This is a genomic window from endosymbiont of Acanthamoeba sp. UWC8, assembly GCF_000730245.1.
Classification (GTDB): domain Bacteria; phylum Pseudomonadota; class Alphaproteobacteria; order Rickettsiales; family Midichloriaceae; genus Jidaibacter.
In genome coordinates this window covers 115,561-131,290 of the sequence record NZ_CP004403.1, presented here as the reverse complement: position 1 = coordinate 131,290, position 15,730 = coordinate 115,561, and the positions used below count along the sequence as shown (strand labels likewise).

Annotated in this window: 14 protein-coding genes; 8 read left to right on the top strand and 6 right to left on the bottom strand. The window is 33.7% G+C overall.

Going from position 1 to position 15,730, the window contains the following annotated elements; genetic code table 11:
* Positions 1 to 3: 3 nt before the first annotated feature.
* The 5 genes from I862_RS00595 to I862_RS00575 form a co-directional block, all read right to left on the bottom strand.
* A complete protein-coding gene (locus tag I862_RS00595; RefSeq protein ID WP_038537735.1) occupies positions 4 to 519 on the bottom strand; it encodes a hypothetical protein in 516 nt (171 codons plus the stop codon).
* Between the two features lie 549 nt (positions 520 to 1,068).
* A complete protein-coding gene (locus tag I862_RS00590) occupies positions 1,069 to 1,644 on the bottom strand; it encodes a hypothetical protein (protein ID WP_038537733.1) in 576 nt (191 codons plus the stop codon).
* A gap of 154 nt (positions 1,645 to 1,798) precedes the next feature.
* The gene (locus tag I862_RS00585; RefSeq protein WP_038537730.1) at positions 1,799 to 2,005 is read right to left on the bottom strand and encodes a hypothetical protein; all 207 of its coding nucleotides are present in this window, start codon (positions 2,003 to 2,005) and stop codon (positions 1,799 to 1,801) included.
* Positions 2,006 to 2,077: 72 nt separating this feature from the next.
* A complete protein-coding gene (locus I862_RS00580) occupies positions 2,078 to 2,716 on the bottom strand; it encodes an HAD family hydrolase (RefSeq protein ID WP_052646268.1) in 639 nt (212 codons plus the stop codon).
* Positions 2,713 to 5,064, bottom strand: coding sequence for a heavy metal translocating P-type ATPase (locus I862_RS00575; protein ID WP_038537726.1), 2,352 nt, complete (start codon positions 5,062 to 5,064; stop codon positions 2,713 to 2,715). Before I862_RS00575 ends, I862_RS00580 begins: the two co-directional genes overlap by 4 nt.
* A 125-nt stretch (positions 5,065 to 5,189) precedes the next feature.
* Here I862_RS00575 and tig point away from each other — a divergent pair, with 125 nt between their 5' ends.
* From tig to I862_RS00555, 4 genes are all read left to right on the top strand, one after another.
* A complete protein-coding gene (tig, locus tag I862_RS00570) occupies positions 5,190 to 6,527 on the top strand; it encodes a trigger factor (protein ID WP_052646267.1) in 1,338 nt (445 codons plus the stop codon).
* Positions 6,528 to 6,601: 74 nt separating this feature from the next.
* Positions 6,602 to 7,237: an ATP-dependent Clp endopeptidase proteolytic subunit ClpP gene (gene clpP, locus I862_RS00565; RefSeq protein WP_052646563.1), complete on the top strand. Its 636-nt coding sequence runs from the start codon at positions 6,602 to 6,604 to the stop codon at positions 7,235 to 7,237.
* Positions 7,234 to 8,538: an ATP-dependent Clp protease ATP-binding subunit ClpX gene (gene clpX / locus I862_RS00560; RefSeq protein WP_052646266.1), complete on the top strand. Its 1,305-nt coding sequence runs from the start codon at positions 7,234 to 7,236 to the stop codon at positions 8,536 to 8,538. The genes clpP and clpX overlap by 4 nt, the downstream gene beginning before the upstream one ends.
* Positions 8,539 to 8,731: 193 nt before the next feature.
* Positions 8,732 to 9,337, top strand: coding sequence for an NUDIX hydrolase (locus I862_RS00555; RefSeq protein WP_158499231.1), 606 nt, complete (start codon positions 8,732 to 8,734; stop codon positions 9,335 to 9,337).
* 23 nt (positions 9,338 to 9,360) lie between these two features.
* Here I862_RS00555 and I862_RS08335 read toward each other — a convergent pair whose 3' ends face one another.
* Positions 9,361 to 10,320, bottom strand: coding sequence for a bifunctional GrpB family protein/GNAT family N-acetyltransferase (locus I862_RS08335; protein ID WP_075260568.1), 960 nt, complete (start codon positions 10,318 to 10,320; stop codon positions 9,361 to 9,363).
* Between the two features lie 298 nt (positions 10,321 to 10,618).
* Between I862_RS08335 and I862_RS00545 the strand changes: the two genes are divergently transcribed.
* From I862_RS00545 to gstA, 4 genes are all read left to right on the top strand, one after another.
* A complete protein-coding gene (locus I862_RS00545; protein WP_038537717.1) occupies positions 10,619 to 11,356 on the top strand; it encodes a M48 family metallopeptidase in 738 nt (245 codons plus the stop codon).
* Positions 11,357 to 11,551: 195 nt separating this feature from the next.
* On the top strand, positions 11,552 to 13,663 hold the full coding sequence (locus I862_RS00540; RefSeq protein ID WP_038537715.1) for an esterase-like activity of phytase family protein: 2,112 nt from the start codon (positions 11,552 to 11,554) through the stop codon (positions 13,661 to 13,663).
* Between the two features lie 186 nt (positions 13,664 to 13,849).
* Complete coding sequence (locus tag I862_RS00535; RefSeq protein ID WP_038537712.1) at positions 13,850 to 15,016, top strand: carboxylate-amine ligase; 1,167 nt, start codon at positions 13,850 to 13,852, stop codon at positions 15,014 to 15,016.
* Positions 15,017 to 15,037: 21 nt separating this feature from the next.
* Positions 15,038 to 15,649: a glutathione transferase GstA gene (gene gstA / locus I862_RS00530; RefSeq protein ID WP_038537709.1), complete on the top strand. Its 612-nt coding sequence runs from the start codon at positions 15,038 to 15,040 to the stop codon at positions 15,647 to 15,649.
* Positions 15,650 to 15,730 lie beyond the last annotated feature (81 nt).

Genomic DNA, 15,730 nt, shown 5'->3' with positions numbered 1-15,730 from the left:
AAATTACAAAGATAAACTACGCATCACCCCCTCATTAGAATTTGTGGCATGACGGTAATTTGCATTTTTTTCATAAATACCAATACATACTTGCTCAATCTCCTGCTCACTTAAATTATTATGACTTTTTCGAATATTATGTTCAGTTAAAAGTTCAGTAAGTGTGTATAAGCAGGTAGTTAAAGTAACTTTTAAAGGACTAAGGCATAATTGCTGTCTTGCGCTTCTAAAAATCTCACTCTCATACAAAGGATAATTAGAAATATCATTCAATTTACTTACTATATCACGCTCACTATAATTTAAGCGCCTAACCAATATACTATATATAAGTTCTTTTTTATTATTTATTCTTTCTATATAACTTGCTATACACTCATCGATGGCCATTAACCTTAGGCTGATTTCAACATTTGATGTTGTAAGTGAGTTATCTAAACTATATTTAACACCAAGGCCTTGCTCATCAACACATTTTTCTAATGCTGGTTGATCAATGCATTTATCTATACGCTTCATAAACTTATTGCCACTATTTAATTAAATAGATATATGTATAATAAATTAAGTTATAACTCATACAATAACATTTATTTAACCTAGGCGCTTTATAATAAGGTAAAGATACATAAAAATTATTTAATAATTTTTATGAGCGCTGCCCCTCTAAAGGGGGGCGGAGGGGCGCGCTATTATTATTTAAGTAATTTTAGAAATAAAGCCGTTAAGGTAATTAACGTCTTATCAAAATAAATGTGTATGGTATTTAACTTAATTGACTATATATTGTGATTTAAGTTGAATATCTAATGCTTTTATTCAATTACAATAAGTTAAGCTTAATATGACTATATAGCCTACAGCTGAAAATTAGATAATAAGAATAGTAGAAGTACGCACCTAGCCACCATTTATGGCGCATACGCTTTATAAATGATTATGTCATTTTACGCAAACTTAATTCAATTTTTTTTATAGATTAGCTATGCTCTCTGTATATATAGAGTAATTTAATATAAATAAATGATATCTAATTATAAAGATAGCCTACTTAAAAGGAATTTTACCTTAAGCTTTTAACTTATTAATAGTCATATTTACTTCTGCAACCGTATTAAGCAGGCAATATTGAAAATTTGAATTAATTTTAAATTTGAGCTCGTCAATAGGAGTATTTTTATGTTGATTTGATTTACGCATTCCTTGCACAAATTTAATAATATTTTCCACTAAATGAGTAGAAAATATTATTAGTGAAGAATTTATTTGCGCATAATCAGCTATTTTAATCCCCGCAATGTCTAATAATACTTTAACTTCATCCGTTTCATGTGTGCACAGCTGTCTTAAAGCAGTTAATCCATAGTAAAATTTAGTTTTATGAAAATCCTGCTCAATCTGGCTGAATACACTTAATAATGTATCGAACTCTTTTCTAAGATAGCTAGGCGTAACAGCACGTAAAAACATCTCTGACTTTTCTAAAAATTCTAAATTAAGAAAGCCTGCTTTTTTAATTTCTTCAAACATTATATCCATGAAGTTCTGGATAGTTAAAGCAACGACAGCCATATCATTTGTTGAAAGAGTTTTTATACTTTCAACCGGAACTTTACTAAATACCCTCTCAACTATCGCAGACATACAGAACAAGTTAATTACTTTATTCTGCTAGGTTAGCAATAAAAGATTAATAAAAGATTAATAAAGCTTTTTATAGGTACTTTAATATTATTAGCAGCATATCCTTTTATTATATAGTTTATATGCTCTTTCTATTCAGAAAACTTGAATAGGGTTAAACTAACTGATAAGGAACCGGCACACCATTAGGATCCAGAACTAATTTTTTGGTATCTTCATACATTCCGGCAATAAAATTACCATGGCCGACATTTGCTCCTCTGTATGCGACGGGAATTATTTTTTTACCATTAATTTCTTTAACTTTTGCACTTGCTCCACGGTTAGCAATGTTATTTTTAGAACCTTTACCACCTTTCATTTTGCACCCTAAATAAATCTAAATATTTCTCCGGATTATGCATATATATTTTTAATACGTCAAGAAAAATCCTTATGATTTATGCGTTAAGTTAAAAAGCTTAGCTAAATTTATATGGCTATCAGCTGAATAACTATATAAACCGTCATTAGCCCCGTAAAATATTGGTACGCAACCTGCATTTTCGGCGCATTCCATATCTGCTACGCTATCTCCGATAAACCACACATCTTGAGGAGAATCAATTTCCATACACTTCATTATTTCAAGCGCCGGAATAGCGGAAGGCTTATCCTCGGCGGCATCTAAAGAGCCCATTATTTTAACGAAATATTCAGTCCAGCCAAAGTGCTCCGCTTCTTTCCTCAGTATGTCCCCCCTCTTATTGCTGAGCACGCTTATTTTAATATTATTTTCGCGAAACATGTTAAGAGTATCTATGGTATTATCCAATGATTTAAGATGAGTTAAATGATTATTCAGATAATGCACATAAAACCTTTTTGCAGCTTCCTCCCACATATCACCGAATATAGTCGGGAAAGAATCCTTCATTGACTTATGAACATGAATTTTACATTCCTCCAAAGTAAAAGGAATTTTACCGAACTCAATAAAAGTATACCCAAGCGCTGCATGGATTATGTCCCATGTATCTACTAAAGTATTGTCCCAATCAAAAATTATTGCTTTCGGCTTTATTAAGTTCATATAGAATCCTTTTTATTTAATCTAAGCGAATTAAGTATCACGCATATAGAAGAAACTGACATAGTTATAGCAGCGAAAAGAGGAGTTATAAACCCAAAAGCCGCTATAGGTATGCTTACAATATTATATATAAACGATATAATAAAGTTCTGCTTTACAAGCACATTTGATTTTTTAGCAGTATTTATGCTTTGCAAAATAGCTTTTAAGTTAGATTGGAATACTATATCGGCTATATTTTGTGAAAGATCAATCGCAGAAGAAGGAGACATTGAAGCATGAGCCCTTTTTAAAGCCGGAGAATCGTTTAATCCGTCACCTATCATGGCACTTAGCTTTCCTGCTTTATGCAAATTCTCTATAAAATTATATTTCTCTTGGGGTTTACATTCCGCTTTATAATTTTTAATATTAAGCAAATGTGCCACGTGCTCTACCGCCTTTTTTCTATCACCTGAAAGCAGCCATATTTCATATCCTTCATCTTTAAGCACCTTAATGACATTCTTAGCTTCATCTCGGATCAAATCAGAAAACTTTAAGCGTATAGGTTCTCGCTCACCCCGCTTAAACCACATTTCCGAATAAATATCATCATACTCATCAGAATTTTTTACATTACACCATTTTTTGTTGCCGAGTTTAATTGCTTCGCCATTATAGCTTGATTTCAAGCCCATTCCTTTTTCTTCATTTACCTCAAGCGGGATAATTTCTCCCTTAAACTCTTTTAAAATTGCTTTGCATAAGGGATGCTTACTTTGTGCAGCAAGTGATGAAATTATGTTTATCTCTAATTCGCTAAGGTTATTCGGATTAATAAAACTCGGCTCCCCAAGTGTTAAAGTTCCGGTTTTATCGAATATAATAGTATCCACTTGGGACAACCTTTCAAGCGCATCACGTGACTTTATTAAGATCCCTAAGCTCATCATCCTGGAAGAAGCAATGATCTGCACCACGGGAACGGCAAGCCCGAGCGCACACGGACAAGTTATAATTAAAACCGCAACCGCATTTAGAACAGCTTTATCAATTTTACTTCCGAGTAAATACCACATTAAAAAAGTTAATACGGATAATAGTAAAACTGCCGGTGTATAAAGCCCGGCAACCTTATCGGCAATTCTGACGTATTTTGCCCTACCCTGCTCCGCATTTTCAATAAGTTTAATAATTTCTCCTAATATAGTTGAATCGCCAAGCTTTTTAATTTCAACTTTAATCGGAGCAAGCAAGTTAATCGTGCCTGAAAAAACATTCATTCCTTTATTAATAATAACAGGAAGAGTCTCTCCGGTTATTATACTATTATCCGCCTCACTACTACCTTCAACCACGACTCCATCCACTGGTATCTTTTCTCCGACGCTTACATGGATAATATCACCGATTTTAACTTTGCTTATCGGAAGCAATTTTAATTTATTTCCCTCAACTAGTGTTACGGTTTTAGCTTGCCTTAAAATTAGTTCTCTTGCTTTTTCCTTAGCTTTATTTCTGGATTTTATATCCAAGTATCTTCCCACCAGTAACGCAAAAATCAGCATTGCAGCCGAATCAAAATATGTATAAGCGCCACCTCTGATAAATTCCCAAATGCTTATCAAAGTTGTCGCTATAATACCCAAAGATATCGGAACATCCATATTGCTGCGCCCCGCCTTTAATGCCTCAAATGCTGATTTAAAAAATGGTAAACCGGAATATAATATTGCAGGAACTGCTACAATCATAGAGATAAGATGTAGTAAATTTCTGGTGTTTTCACCCATGGAATTCTCACGCTCGGCAAACCAAATACCCATAACAATCATCATAAGCTGTATGGTGGCAAACCCGGAAACTGCAATACTCTTTAAAAGAAAAGATTCTCTTTTATCACTCTCATTTACAAATTCGCTATAATCAAAAGGAATTAATTTATAACCAAGCTTTTGTATAATATCTACGTACTTATATATTATATCCTCCTCTCCTTCCCAAGCCAAAAGTAGCCTTTGAGTAGATATATTAATCCTTGCAAGTTTAACCCCCCCTTGTTGCTTTAGAGTACTTTCAATTAACCAAATGCATGACCCGCAATGCACACCTTCAACTAATAAATTAATTTCATGTTGTTGTTTATCTTTATTATATATAGCTGATTCAACATAATTTAATTCGTTCTTAACTTCTTCGACCTTCATAGGAGATGTATTATAAATGTTCTTACAAAATTTATAATAATCTTTTAAATTCAATTTGTTAATCAAATTATATGCGGCTTCACACCCGAAGCAACAGAAACTTCTTTGGCTCTTAGATAAGTCAAGCTGACAATGTAAACATTTCTTATTATTTTTCATCAAGCCCCTTAAGTTTTGCTTTAGCGTTTAAAATATATAGTTTACAATCAAATAAAAAGCACTATCTTATGATAGTTAATTTTAGATAAACAACATTAGTGTTAACATATTAAAGAGATACAATAATGCCTACATCAATTGAAACCTTAGAAAGTAACGGACTTAATAGGAAGCTTAGTTTTTCGCTTCCGGCAAAACCGATTTTAGATAAAGTAGAAAAAGAAATTGAAGAACAAGCAAAGACATTTAAAATGGCCGGCTTTAGAGACGGAAAAGTTCCGCTCCCGATCGTAAGAAAAAGAATCGGGGAACAAGTACTTAGCAAAACCATTGAAACAGTTATTGATGAAGCATTACGCGATCATTTTTCAAAAAATAATATTAGACCTGCACTGCAACCTTATGTGGAAGTTAAATCTTTTGATGATAAATCAAATTTAGTTTTTGAAGCTAAAGTAGAGATCTTCCCTGAAGTTCCTACAGTAAATTGGGATGAGTTGGAAATCGAAACACTTGATATTGAAGTTACTGACGAGGATCTTAAAAAAGCACATGAAGATATTTTGAAAAACTTCAAAAACTTTGAAGCTGCCGAAGATTCTTATGCTGCTAAAAAAGGTGATGCCGTAATGATTGACTTTATCGGCAAAGTGGATGGTGAAGAATTTGAAGGCGGAAAAGGTGAAGGTATTAGACTTGAATTGGGTTCTAATCAATTTATCCCTGGCTTTGAAGATCAGTTAATCGGCGTGAAAAAAGGTGATACTAAAGATGTTAACGTAACCTTCCCTGCCGACTATACGAGCAAAACTCTAGCCGGAAAAGCAGCTACATTTGATGTAAAAGTGAATGAGGTGTTAACTCCGGAAGCAGTTGATAATATTGATGATGAATTTGCTAAAAAATTAGGTTTGGAATCTTTAGAGAAACTAAATGAAATGATTAAGCAAAAAATTAAAGCCGATTTTGAAGGCGTTGCAAGACTTAGAACTAAAAAACTCTTATTTGATGCAATAGACGGCAAATATAACTTTGAAGTGCCGGAAGGCATGTTTAAACTTGATTTTGAAATGATGTGGAATGAAATCAAGAAACAGCATGAGAAAAATCCTGAAAACTTCAATAAGCCTCTTGATGAGCTTGAAGATGAGTATAAGAAAATCGCAGCAAGAAGAGTAAGACTCGGCATATTACTTGCAGAAACCGCGAAGAACAATAATATTAATGTTGAAGAGCGCGATTTACAGCAGGCAGTTTATGCGGAAGCAATGCAAAGACCCGGTCAAGAGAAGTTAGTAATTGACTTCTATAGTAAGAAAGAAAATCTTGAACGTTTGAAAGGTCCGTTACTTGAAGAAAAAGCTGTTGATTTCATCTTAACAAAAGTTAAAACTAATAAGAAGATGATTTCTTCTCAAGAGTTTTTCGAAAATTATGCTAAGGATTTAACAGCTGCAAACTAATATATATTATTACTAAGGGTTCTATGGGATTTATGGGAAAAAAGTTTAATAATTTAATTGAAGATAGTATCAACATGGGCTTAGTACCAATGGTAGTCGAGCAGACTTCCAGAGGTGAAAGAGCATACGATATATTTTCACGTTTACTTAAGGAGCGTATTGTTTTTGTACAAGGCCAAGTTGAAGATAATATGGCTTCACTTATCGTTGCACAGCTTCTTTTCCTTGAATCCGAGAACCCTGATAAAAAAGTATTTATGTATATTAACTCCCCGGGCGGAGTTGTGACTTCGGGTATGTCAATTTATGATACAATGCAATATATTAAACCGAAAGTAGCTACCCTTTGTTTCGGGCAGGCATGCTCAATGGGTTCGGTTCTACTCACCGGTGGAGAGCCGGGAATGAGATATTCCCTTCCTAATTCACGAATAATGATACATCAACCTTTAGGCGGCTTCCAAGGCCAAGCAACTGACTTTGAAATACACGCTAAAGAAATTTTAAAAACAAAAGAGATGCTTCATAAACTTTATGCTAGACACACCGGTCAAGATATAAGTAGAATAAAAAGTAGTATGGAGCGTGATAATTTTATGTCTCCACTGGAATCTAAAGAATTTGGTTTAATAGATGAAATTCTTTCTGAAAGGACAGCACTAAAAGATTCAGCAGGAGAAGAAATAAAATCGGGGGATAGGGAATCATGACTGAAATAAAAAACACATTATATTGTTCATTTTGCGGAAAAAGCCAACATGAAGTAAGAAAACTTATTGCAGGGCCTACCGTATTTATCTGCAATGAGTGTGTCGAATTATGTATGGATATAGTTAAAGAAGACAGCAGAAATACAATTGCTCAAGGCAATGAATTACCTAAACCTAAAAATATAAAAATCACATTGGATGACTATGTTATCGGGCAAGAGCGAGCTAAAAAGATTCTTTCTGTTGCTGTTCATAATCACTACAAAAGGCTTTCAAACTTAGGCGCAAGTAGTGATGTTGAGATTTCTAAGTCTAATATTCTTCTTATAGGGCCTACGGGTTGCGGTAAAACTTTACTTGCACAAACCTTAGCTAAAATCCTTGATGTTCCTTTTGCTGTAGCTGATGCAACAACGCTAACCGAAGCGGGGTATGTCGGTGAAGATGTGGAGAATATCATTCTAAGGTTATTACAAGCTGCTGATTATAATGTGGAGCGGGCACAAAGAGGAATAGTCTATATTGATGAAATTGATAAAATTTCCAGAAAATCGGATAGCCCTTCCATCACCCGTGATGTTTCAGGCGAAGGAGTACAACAGGCATTATTAAAACTCTTAGAAGGCACTATTGCAGCAGTTCCGCCTCAAGGCGGCAGAAAACATCCACAACAGGAATTTTTACAAGTTGATACCACTAATATTCTTTTTATCTGTAGTGGTGCATTTGACGGCTTGGAAAAAGTGATTGCAGCAAGAGGTAAAACTTCTGCAATCGGTTTTGGAGCTGATGTAAAGAATCCTGAAGATCTAAATGTCGGCGAATTACTCACAAAAGTTGAGCCGGAAGACTTATTGAAATATGGATTAATACCCGAGTTTGTCGGAAGGCTTCCCGTAATCTCAACAATTAATAATTTAAATAAAGAAGCACTTATTGAAATTTTAACTAAGCCTAAAAATGCTTTAGTTAAGCAATATATTAAGCTTTTTGAAATGGAGAAAATTAATCTTAAATTTGAAGAAAAAGCTTTAGAAGAAATAGCTAATAAGGCAATTAAAAGAAAAACCGGTGCACGCGGCTTAAGAGCAATAATGGAAGATACTCTTCTAGAACTTATGTATGAAGTTCCGGGCGCTGAAGGTGTTAAAGAAGTCATCATCACTGAAGAAGTTATAAAGAATAATTCTAAGCCGTTTATAATTTATGAAAGTGAGAAGCCTGCTTCTAGAGCCTCGCAAAAAGCTTCTACTGCTAAAAAAACTGAGCGTATAGATAAAAAAGCTAATTCTGACGTGTAAAGATAAAGTTTTATTTAAATAACCTTTAGTATATATCTTTTTAATAGTATCTATCGGTTATTTAAGTAAAATGTATATACTAATTAGAATCTTTCTATGTTATATTATACTAGTTAATAACAACCTTGCTTTTGCAACTCAAGGTGATCTGTTATTTCGCTGCTCTTATGATATAGCTTCAAAGGAGAGGATATTGCATTCAAGACCTAAAATGTTTAAAAAAGACGGACGCCCGAAGGCGACCGCAGGAATAATGTTATACACATATTCTAAAGGTAAAGCTTATATTTTAATCGGTAGAGAAAAACAAGATGTTAATGACCCCGTATCTTCTGGTAAATACTCGGAATTTAGTGGAAGTGTTGAATTAAAACCTAATAAAAGTTCAGAGTCTTTTTTAGAAGGAAGTATACGAGAATTAGAGGAAGAAACAGCAGGAACCTATAAGCTTGACAGTGAATACATTCTTGAAAACGGTAAAGCTTGTTATCAAAGATCAGTTAATCGTGAAGTAATGATAAACTTTGTTGAAGCGCCATTTTATACTGAGAAAGATATTTTAATTAGAAATCGCAATGCTTCTCAAGTGTTAAGTCACAAAGAGAAAGATGACTTCATGTGGATAAAAGCCGAAGATCTTTTAAACAATCACAACAAAGAAAGCTGTGTAGATGTGCATGATATCGAAGGCAACAGCATATGTATTAAACTTCGTTCATTCCTTGCCGAAATGCTAAAGGATAAAAAGTTTAAACATACTTTGCAGAATATTATTAATGATAATAAGTCTGCTAAATAGTATTAGCGCTAATACTATAAAGTTTATATCTTTTTGCCCATATCAATACATTCCAAGTTAAACTCAACCTTTTCTTTAAACTCCATCTCACTAAATCCGTTTCTCTTATAAAAGTTATAAGCCTCCTTGGCAGCATGGAGTAAAATTAATTTATAGCCTTTATTTTTTGCAATTCTTTCAGCCTGTTTTATCAGGTCACTACCGAAACCACGGTTCTTAAAATTTCCTTTTATTGCTATATTGCGAAAAGCAACTTTCTTAGAAGTCAATTGCTCTAGTTGAATAACTCCAATTATATCGGCTCCCTTATAAAATACATAATGCAAATTATTTGAGTCGCTGAGGCTCGGGTGCATTCTATCATATTTATTATCAGAATTATTAAAAAGCTCGGTTTCACGGATTGTATGATATTGCTCCCATTCATTATCAGTATTAACTTCACGTAGATAAGTAAGCATAAATCCTGCTTTCTTCAAAATTTGTTTAATAAAAATATCTTTGCCCATTCTATACCTATCAATGTCATTAGGATATTTTTCAGCTAAGCTTTCTTTCAGTTCGGAATACCTAAGAGCATCCTGAGGATGAGAAATTAAATAATCTCTAAATAATAAATGCTGCTCTACTTCAAGATTACCCTCTTGGTAAAAATGTACATGAGCTACCCTTGTATTCTCTTCTTGATTGGAAAATTTAGCAAAATATCTTCTGCCCGTTAGTCCATATTCTCCATAAGCTTTATAACCCATAGCTTCCATTTCCATATTAAAAGCATCAACTTGCGCTATGTCTTTAACTACCGGCATTATGTCAACTATCGGCTTAGCTTTTATATTGGAAATGCTTGTAGAGCCGATATGATGAATATACGTTATAAGTTCACCCATTAATTCTTTTATATTTGTTGCTTCTTCATGAAATATCTTCTTCCACTCTTCTTTATAAGCCACAACCTCTACTTTTCTTCGCTTTCTTTTCATTGTTTACCCGGCTTATATACCGTTTATATTATAGTTAACTAAGTGCAACAGTTAGCTATATATTTTAAAAGCTTATTATATTTGCTAATTGAAGAATGCTCAATAAAAAGATATAAGTTTGTGCCATGGCTATTTATGAGGATTTTAACTTATGCTAATCCTTAATAAGATTGTAATACTTATCAAAATAATTTTTTATCGGTTTAAAAATATATTTGAATTACTTAATTTCGCCATTTACCATGAAGTGTATTGCTTTTAAAACCGCTTTTTATAAATTAACTGATCTAAAATAAACATGAAGAAAAAGAATATTACTGCCCCCTTAGTTGCGAACCAAATAAAAACGATTGAATTAATTAATGGTTCTGATGTTATACAAGTAAAGTTAAGGCAAAGCGCACGTGCCAAAAAGCTTAGAATTCATGTCGGTCTTAGAGGAGTACGCCTTGTCACTCCAGTATCAGTAAACATTAAGCATGCGCATAACTTCTTAATGACTGAAGAAGAATGGATTAGAGAAAATTTAAAAAAATTTCAATCTACCGTACCTGTAGGAAATGAAATAATGGTTTTCGGCATCCCGCATACTATTGAAGCGACTTACACTGCTTCAAAGAAAGTTCAAATTGAAAATAATAAAATTTTGGTTTCAAAAATTGATAATAATTCGTTAGGCAAAATCAAAAAACATCTTTCAATGTTGCTTAAAGAAAAAATCTATATTTATGCCGATGAAATCTGCAAAAAATTGGGTGCACAATATGCTAATATATCTTTAAGAGATCAGAGCGGCAGATGGGGCAGCTGTTCTTCGCGAGGAAGAATATCGTTTTCATGGAGGCTTGCATTCGCTCCGCTTTTCGTAATTGAGTCGGTTGTTGCACATGAGTTATGTCATTTACTTGAGATGAGTCATAATCAGCGTTTTTGGAGTTTATTAGCGGAAGTAAACCCAAGATGTAAGGAAGCTGATCTTTGGCTTAAAGAAAACGGGAATTTGTTACATCATTATATACCGAAAAAACATTCATAAAAAATAAATCATATTTAATAAAACATAATATTTTCTTCACTAAGTTATTTAAATAGTAATGTTTATAGTTAAATATAGGCATTCTTTTAGTTTATTTAAATAGATTTAATGGTATAATTGTGCGCAATTGTTGGTTGCTTTGAATTATTTATTATCTCACTGTACCGGCAAACTACCAACTTATTATATATTATTATGAGCATACCACAAATATTAGCCGAAAAAATTTCCGATACGATTGCCTTTGATATTCTAATCGGCATGGGTACCAATTTCCTTAATAGCCTACAATATAACACTTGCGGAAATACTATCGATTCCAATTGGTTTATTAAAGGGTTGTGCAGCAACACCACTGAACCTAAAGAGTTTTTAGCTAAGGATGCATTAGCTTCTCATGTACCAAGCGCCGTATTAAGCTATACTGGGCGTTATATTGCGAAGGAATTTTTGAAGATGCCACTTACAGGCGGGATAATTTTCGGAGCAATTAAAAATATTGGTACTAAAAGTTTTTTACATACTGGCTCTTATTATGGCTTTACTTACGAATATGCCGCAAAATATAATACAGATACCGGAGTGACCAATAAAATATTATCGGCCGATACTCAAATATATGCAATTGAAATACCTGCGGGAATAATTTCCGAAATAAGTCATGTATTTATAAACGATATGGATCAAGACATAATTGCCTCTGCAAAAAATAAATTTTTAGAGCAGGATTATAAAGAAGCAGGCAAGCTTATATATGAAGAGCTGTATAGAGTGTTACCTAATTTCGGCACAGCATTAATCAAGGGCACAATAGAAGGAGCTGCATCTGCTTTTATGGTGAATCTTTTCAGTTCAACGGTTATACCTGTCTTGTATGGAGTAGCAGCTACTCCCGGGGTTAATTTGGTTGCTGTGCCTTTAACCCTCGCTCTGGTTATCACTGCTACCCACCAAATTTATGAAAATTTTGGTGATTTACGGCAAGATAAGACCTCAATAATTCATTATGCTGAAAACATAATAACCACTATAGGAGATAAAATGACCGCACCGAGTGAATATAACTATATTCCAAGCTTTCAACACTTACAGGAATGGATAGTAGAACCGGCAATTTACGGCCCTTATAAACTATTAAGCCAGCTTTGGGATAGGCCGGTGCAGGCTTTGGAAAGTGCTCAACAGATGGCTTCCCGTTTTTTACCATATGTCGGAAAATTTTTAAGGCTAAATAAGCAGGATATGAAAAATGAAATAAATTTTAACTTTACCTTAAGTGATATTAATGAATATCATCTCTATACTCATTTAGGTGCAAGAGCGTTAAAAGAGGGAGTAAATATAGTTAAGAATAATGTTTTACACGGCTATGCTCAAAAAGCTTCCTCATTTAGTAGTGAAGAGAAATGGTTCGGTGAGTTTTCTGGTGCAACGGTTGACGGCGAAGGAAATTTAGTACTTATCTCCGATCGCGGCGCTTATGTCAAAACTCAGCCGGTACTAGAAGGTGATGTGATAACAGGATTTAAGGATTCCGTAATCAGTAACTTTAAAGATGAAAACGGTAAATTTTTACCTTATAATCTTAGAGATATTGAAGAAGTTACCTTTTATAATGGTGATTGTATTGTTTCTCATGAAGGTTTAAATATTGAAAATTTTAGTGTTTATAAAGGCTGTGATTTTGAGAACGGCTATAAGAAGCAAAGTTTTGTCTATCCTGATAATATTAAAACTTTACCGAAAAATGAAGGCATAGAAGCTTTCGGTATTTCAAAACAAGGTATGGCTCTTGCAATAAGCGAATACGGCAGAGCAAAACAGGATGAAAGCACCGGAATACATGAAGCCTATTTATGGTCGGTAAATAGCGACTATAATACTTTGAATAATCTTAAAGAATTCAATTACCAAAGCTCTCCAGGATATGGAGTGTCAGGGATGACTTTTTTAAGCACCGGAGGATTGCTTGTCCTTGAAAGAATGTTTGAGAGAAATTTTGCTAAAACAGCGGAAAAATACTGGATTAAACTGAAGTATATAAGCGCTTCCAAGTTAGCGGGTGTTGAAGGCGGTGAAACAATCTCAGGGATTGAATTGTTAGAAGTTAACCCGGTATCGTCCGAAGAAGATGCCGCCAGATATTCCTGGGCGGATAATTTTGAAGCAGTAACCGTGCTTGAAGGACAGATTCCTGATAAAACTATAGTTTTAATGGCGACTGATTCTAACAGAGCCGCATTTCAAAAAGACTTCCTACTACAAGTAAACATCGATAATGATGTACTTAACCAAGATACTTTTTAAGCACTGATTTCAAGATAAGAATGTATTTTTTTATAAAATACATTCTTATCTATTAAAAATCTTGAATCCTTCTCGGAGCAATTTCAACTTTATTTACAAGCTTATAAAATTATTTCAATTTAATAATTGAAATTCTTAAAGGTTAGTATTAATCTATTATTTCAAATAAATTACGAGTAAATATTTATGCTAACTAACCTTAAAAACTTTTTTACTCATAAGTTTAATAAAAATGAACTCGTTTTCAAACCTTCAAAACCTCTAACTCTCGGAGCTGAGCTTGAGATTCAACTGATTGACCCTTCAAATTATAACTTATGCCCAAGAGTAGATGATATTTTAAAAGAGTTTAGCAATTTCCATAAAATCAAACCTGAAATATTCAAAAGTTTTTTAGAAATAAATAGTGATATTTGTGAAACAGTAACCGAGTTGGAACAGGATTTGTTATCAACCGTAAATATCTTGTCTTCCGTTACTAATAAACTGGGTATCCTATTATCCTCGACTGGAGCGCATCCTTTTGCCCGCTATGAGGATTCCGAACTTTATTCTGCGGAAAGATATAAAGATCTAATTGATAGAAATCAATGGTTAACCAGAAGGTGGGCTATATACGGCTTACATGTTCACTTGGGAATGCAAAGCGGTGATGAATGCATGCAATTTAATAATTTTTTCATGCATTTTATTCCCCATATGCTGGCTTTATCAGTTAGCTCCCCGTTTTGGCAGGGAATGGATACCGGACTTGCATCATGCAGGCCGACAATATTTGAATCAATGCCGACCTCAGGACTCCCGAACCAAGGTATGAACTGGAGAAAATTTGTTCACCTTTGTAAAACATTTCAAAAATGTGGCGCTATTAAATCATTTAAGGATTTATGGTGGGATTTAAGACCTAGCCCTAACTACGGAACATTAGAGATTAGAATATGTGATGGCACCGCCACCCTAAAAGAAGCAACCGCTATAGTTGCTTTCATTCATGCACTTGCGCATTGGTTTAAGGATAACGGCACTTGGGTTGATAGTTTCCCTGCTCCGCCGATGTGGTTACTGAGAGAAAATAAATGGCGCGTAATCAGACATGGTATGGAAGCAATTTATGTAACAAATACCGAAGGTGATACTAAGCCCTTAAAAGATGATATCCTGGAGTGGGTCAATAAAATTGAACCGTATATTACCAAACTAAAATATGAAAAATATTTCGAAGATATTAAAAACATATGCAAAAACGGAACCAGCTCACAAAGGCAGAAACATGTATTTGAAACTACAAATTCATTAGTTGAAGTAGTAAAATTAAATGTTGAAGAATTTAATGCAAACCAACCTAAGTGGTAAAATTTAACAAAGGTAATTTAGATGAAATTATTTTATTCAAAAGGCTCATGCTCTCTTGTAGTAAGAATTTTAATCAACGAAATCGGTATTAATTGTGGCTATGAAGCGGTTAACCTTAACACAAAGATTACGGAAAGCGGTTGTGACTTTCTATCTATTAATGCCAAGGGATCTGTGCCTGCATTATTACTTGATAACGGTGAATTATTAACCGAAAACGTAGTCATTCAGCAATATTTATCAGACACATATAAAGCATATAACTTATTACCTTCACTCGGTGAATTACTAAGATACAGGGTTCTTGAATGGCTAAATTTTATCACTTCTGATCTGCATAAAAGCTTTTCGCCATTATTTAATTCTCAAGTTCCGGAAAATTTAAAGGATGAAATTTTCATACCCTTATTAGCAAAAAAATTAGATTTTATCAATAAACACTTAGAGAACCATACTTATTTACTCGGCGAGGAATATATGCTTCCGGACGGCTATTTATTTGTAATATTAACTTGGCTTTCACACGTTGGACTGGATATTTCCGACTGGCCTTCCCTTATCGATTATAAAAAGAGAATTTTAGCTAGAGAGCCGGTTCAACGCTCTTTAAAAGAAGAAAAGCTAATTGCATAAATTATGCTTATCTCAATAATATTCAAAATAACCTTTTTTTTATTATTAATCCCTCAATTAACTAAATATTAATAAATTTAA

Coding starts and splice junctions, on each gene's coding strand:
- I862_RS00595 (WP_038537735.1), bottom strand. CDS start 519: ATGAAGCGTATAGATAAATGCATTGATCAACCAGCATTAGAAAAATGT.
- I862_RS00590 (WP_038537733.1), bottom strand. CDS start 1,644: ATGTCTGCGATAGTTGAGAGGGTATTTAGTAAAGTTCCGGTTGAAAGT.
- I862_RS00585 (WP_038537730.1), bottom strand. CDS start 2,005: ATGAAAGGTGGTAAAGGTTCTAAAAATAACATTGCTAACCGTGGAGCA.
- I862_RS00580 (WP_052646268.1), bottom strand. CDS start 2,716: ATGAACTTAATAAAGCCGAAAGCAATAATTTTTGATTGGGACAATACT.
- I862_RS00575 (WP_038537726.1), bottom strand. CDS start 5,064: ATGAAAAATAATAAGAAATGTTTACATTGTCAGCTTGACTTATCTAAG.
- tig (WP_052646267.1), top strand. CDS start 5,190: ATGCCTACATCAATTGAAACCTTAGAAAGTAACGGACTTAATAGGAAG.
- clpP (WP_052646563.1), top strand. CDS start 6,602: ATGGGCTTAGTACCAATGGTAGTCGAGCAGACTTCCAGAGGTGAAAGA.
- clpX (WP_052646266.1), top strand. CDS start 7,234: ATGACTGAAATAAAAAACACATTATATTGTTCATTTTGCGGAAAAAGC.
- I862_RS08335 (WP_075260568.1), bottom strand. CDS start 10,320: ATGAAAAGAAAGCGAAGAAAAGTAGAGGTTGTGGCTTATAAAGAAGAG.
- I862_RS00545 (WP_038537717.1), top strand. CDS start 10,619: ATGAAGAAAAAGAATATTACTGCCCCCTTAGTTGCGAACCAAATAAAA.
- I862_RS00540 (WP_038537715.1), top strand. CDS start 11,552: ATGAGCATACCACAAATATTAGCCGAAAAAATTTCCGATACGATTGCC.
- I862_RS00535 (WP_038537712.1), top strand. CDS start 13,850: ATGCTAACTAACCTTAAAAACTTTTTTACTCATAAGTTTAATAAAAAT.
- gstA (WP_038537709.1), top strand. CDS start 15,038: ATGAAATTATTTTATTCAAAAGGCTCATGCTCTCTTGTAGTAAGAATT.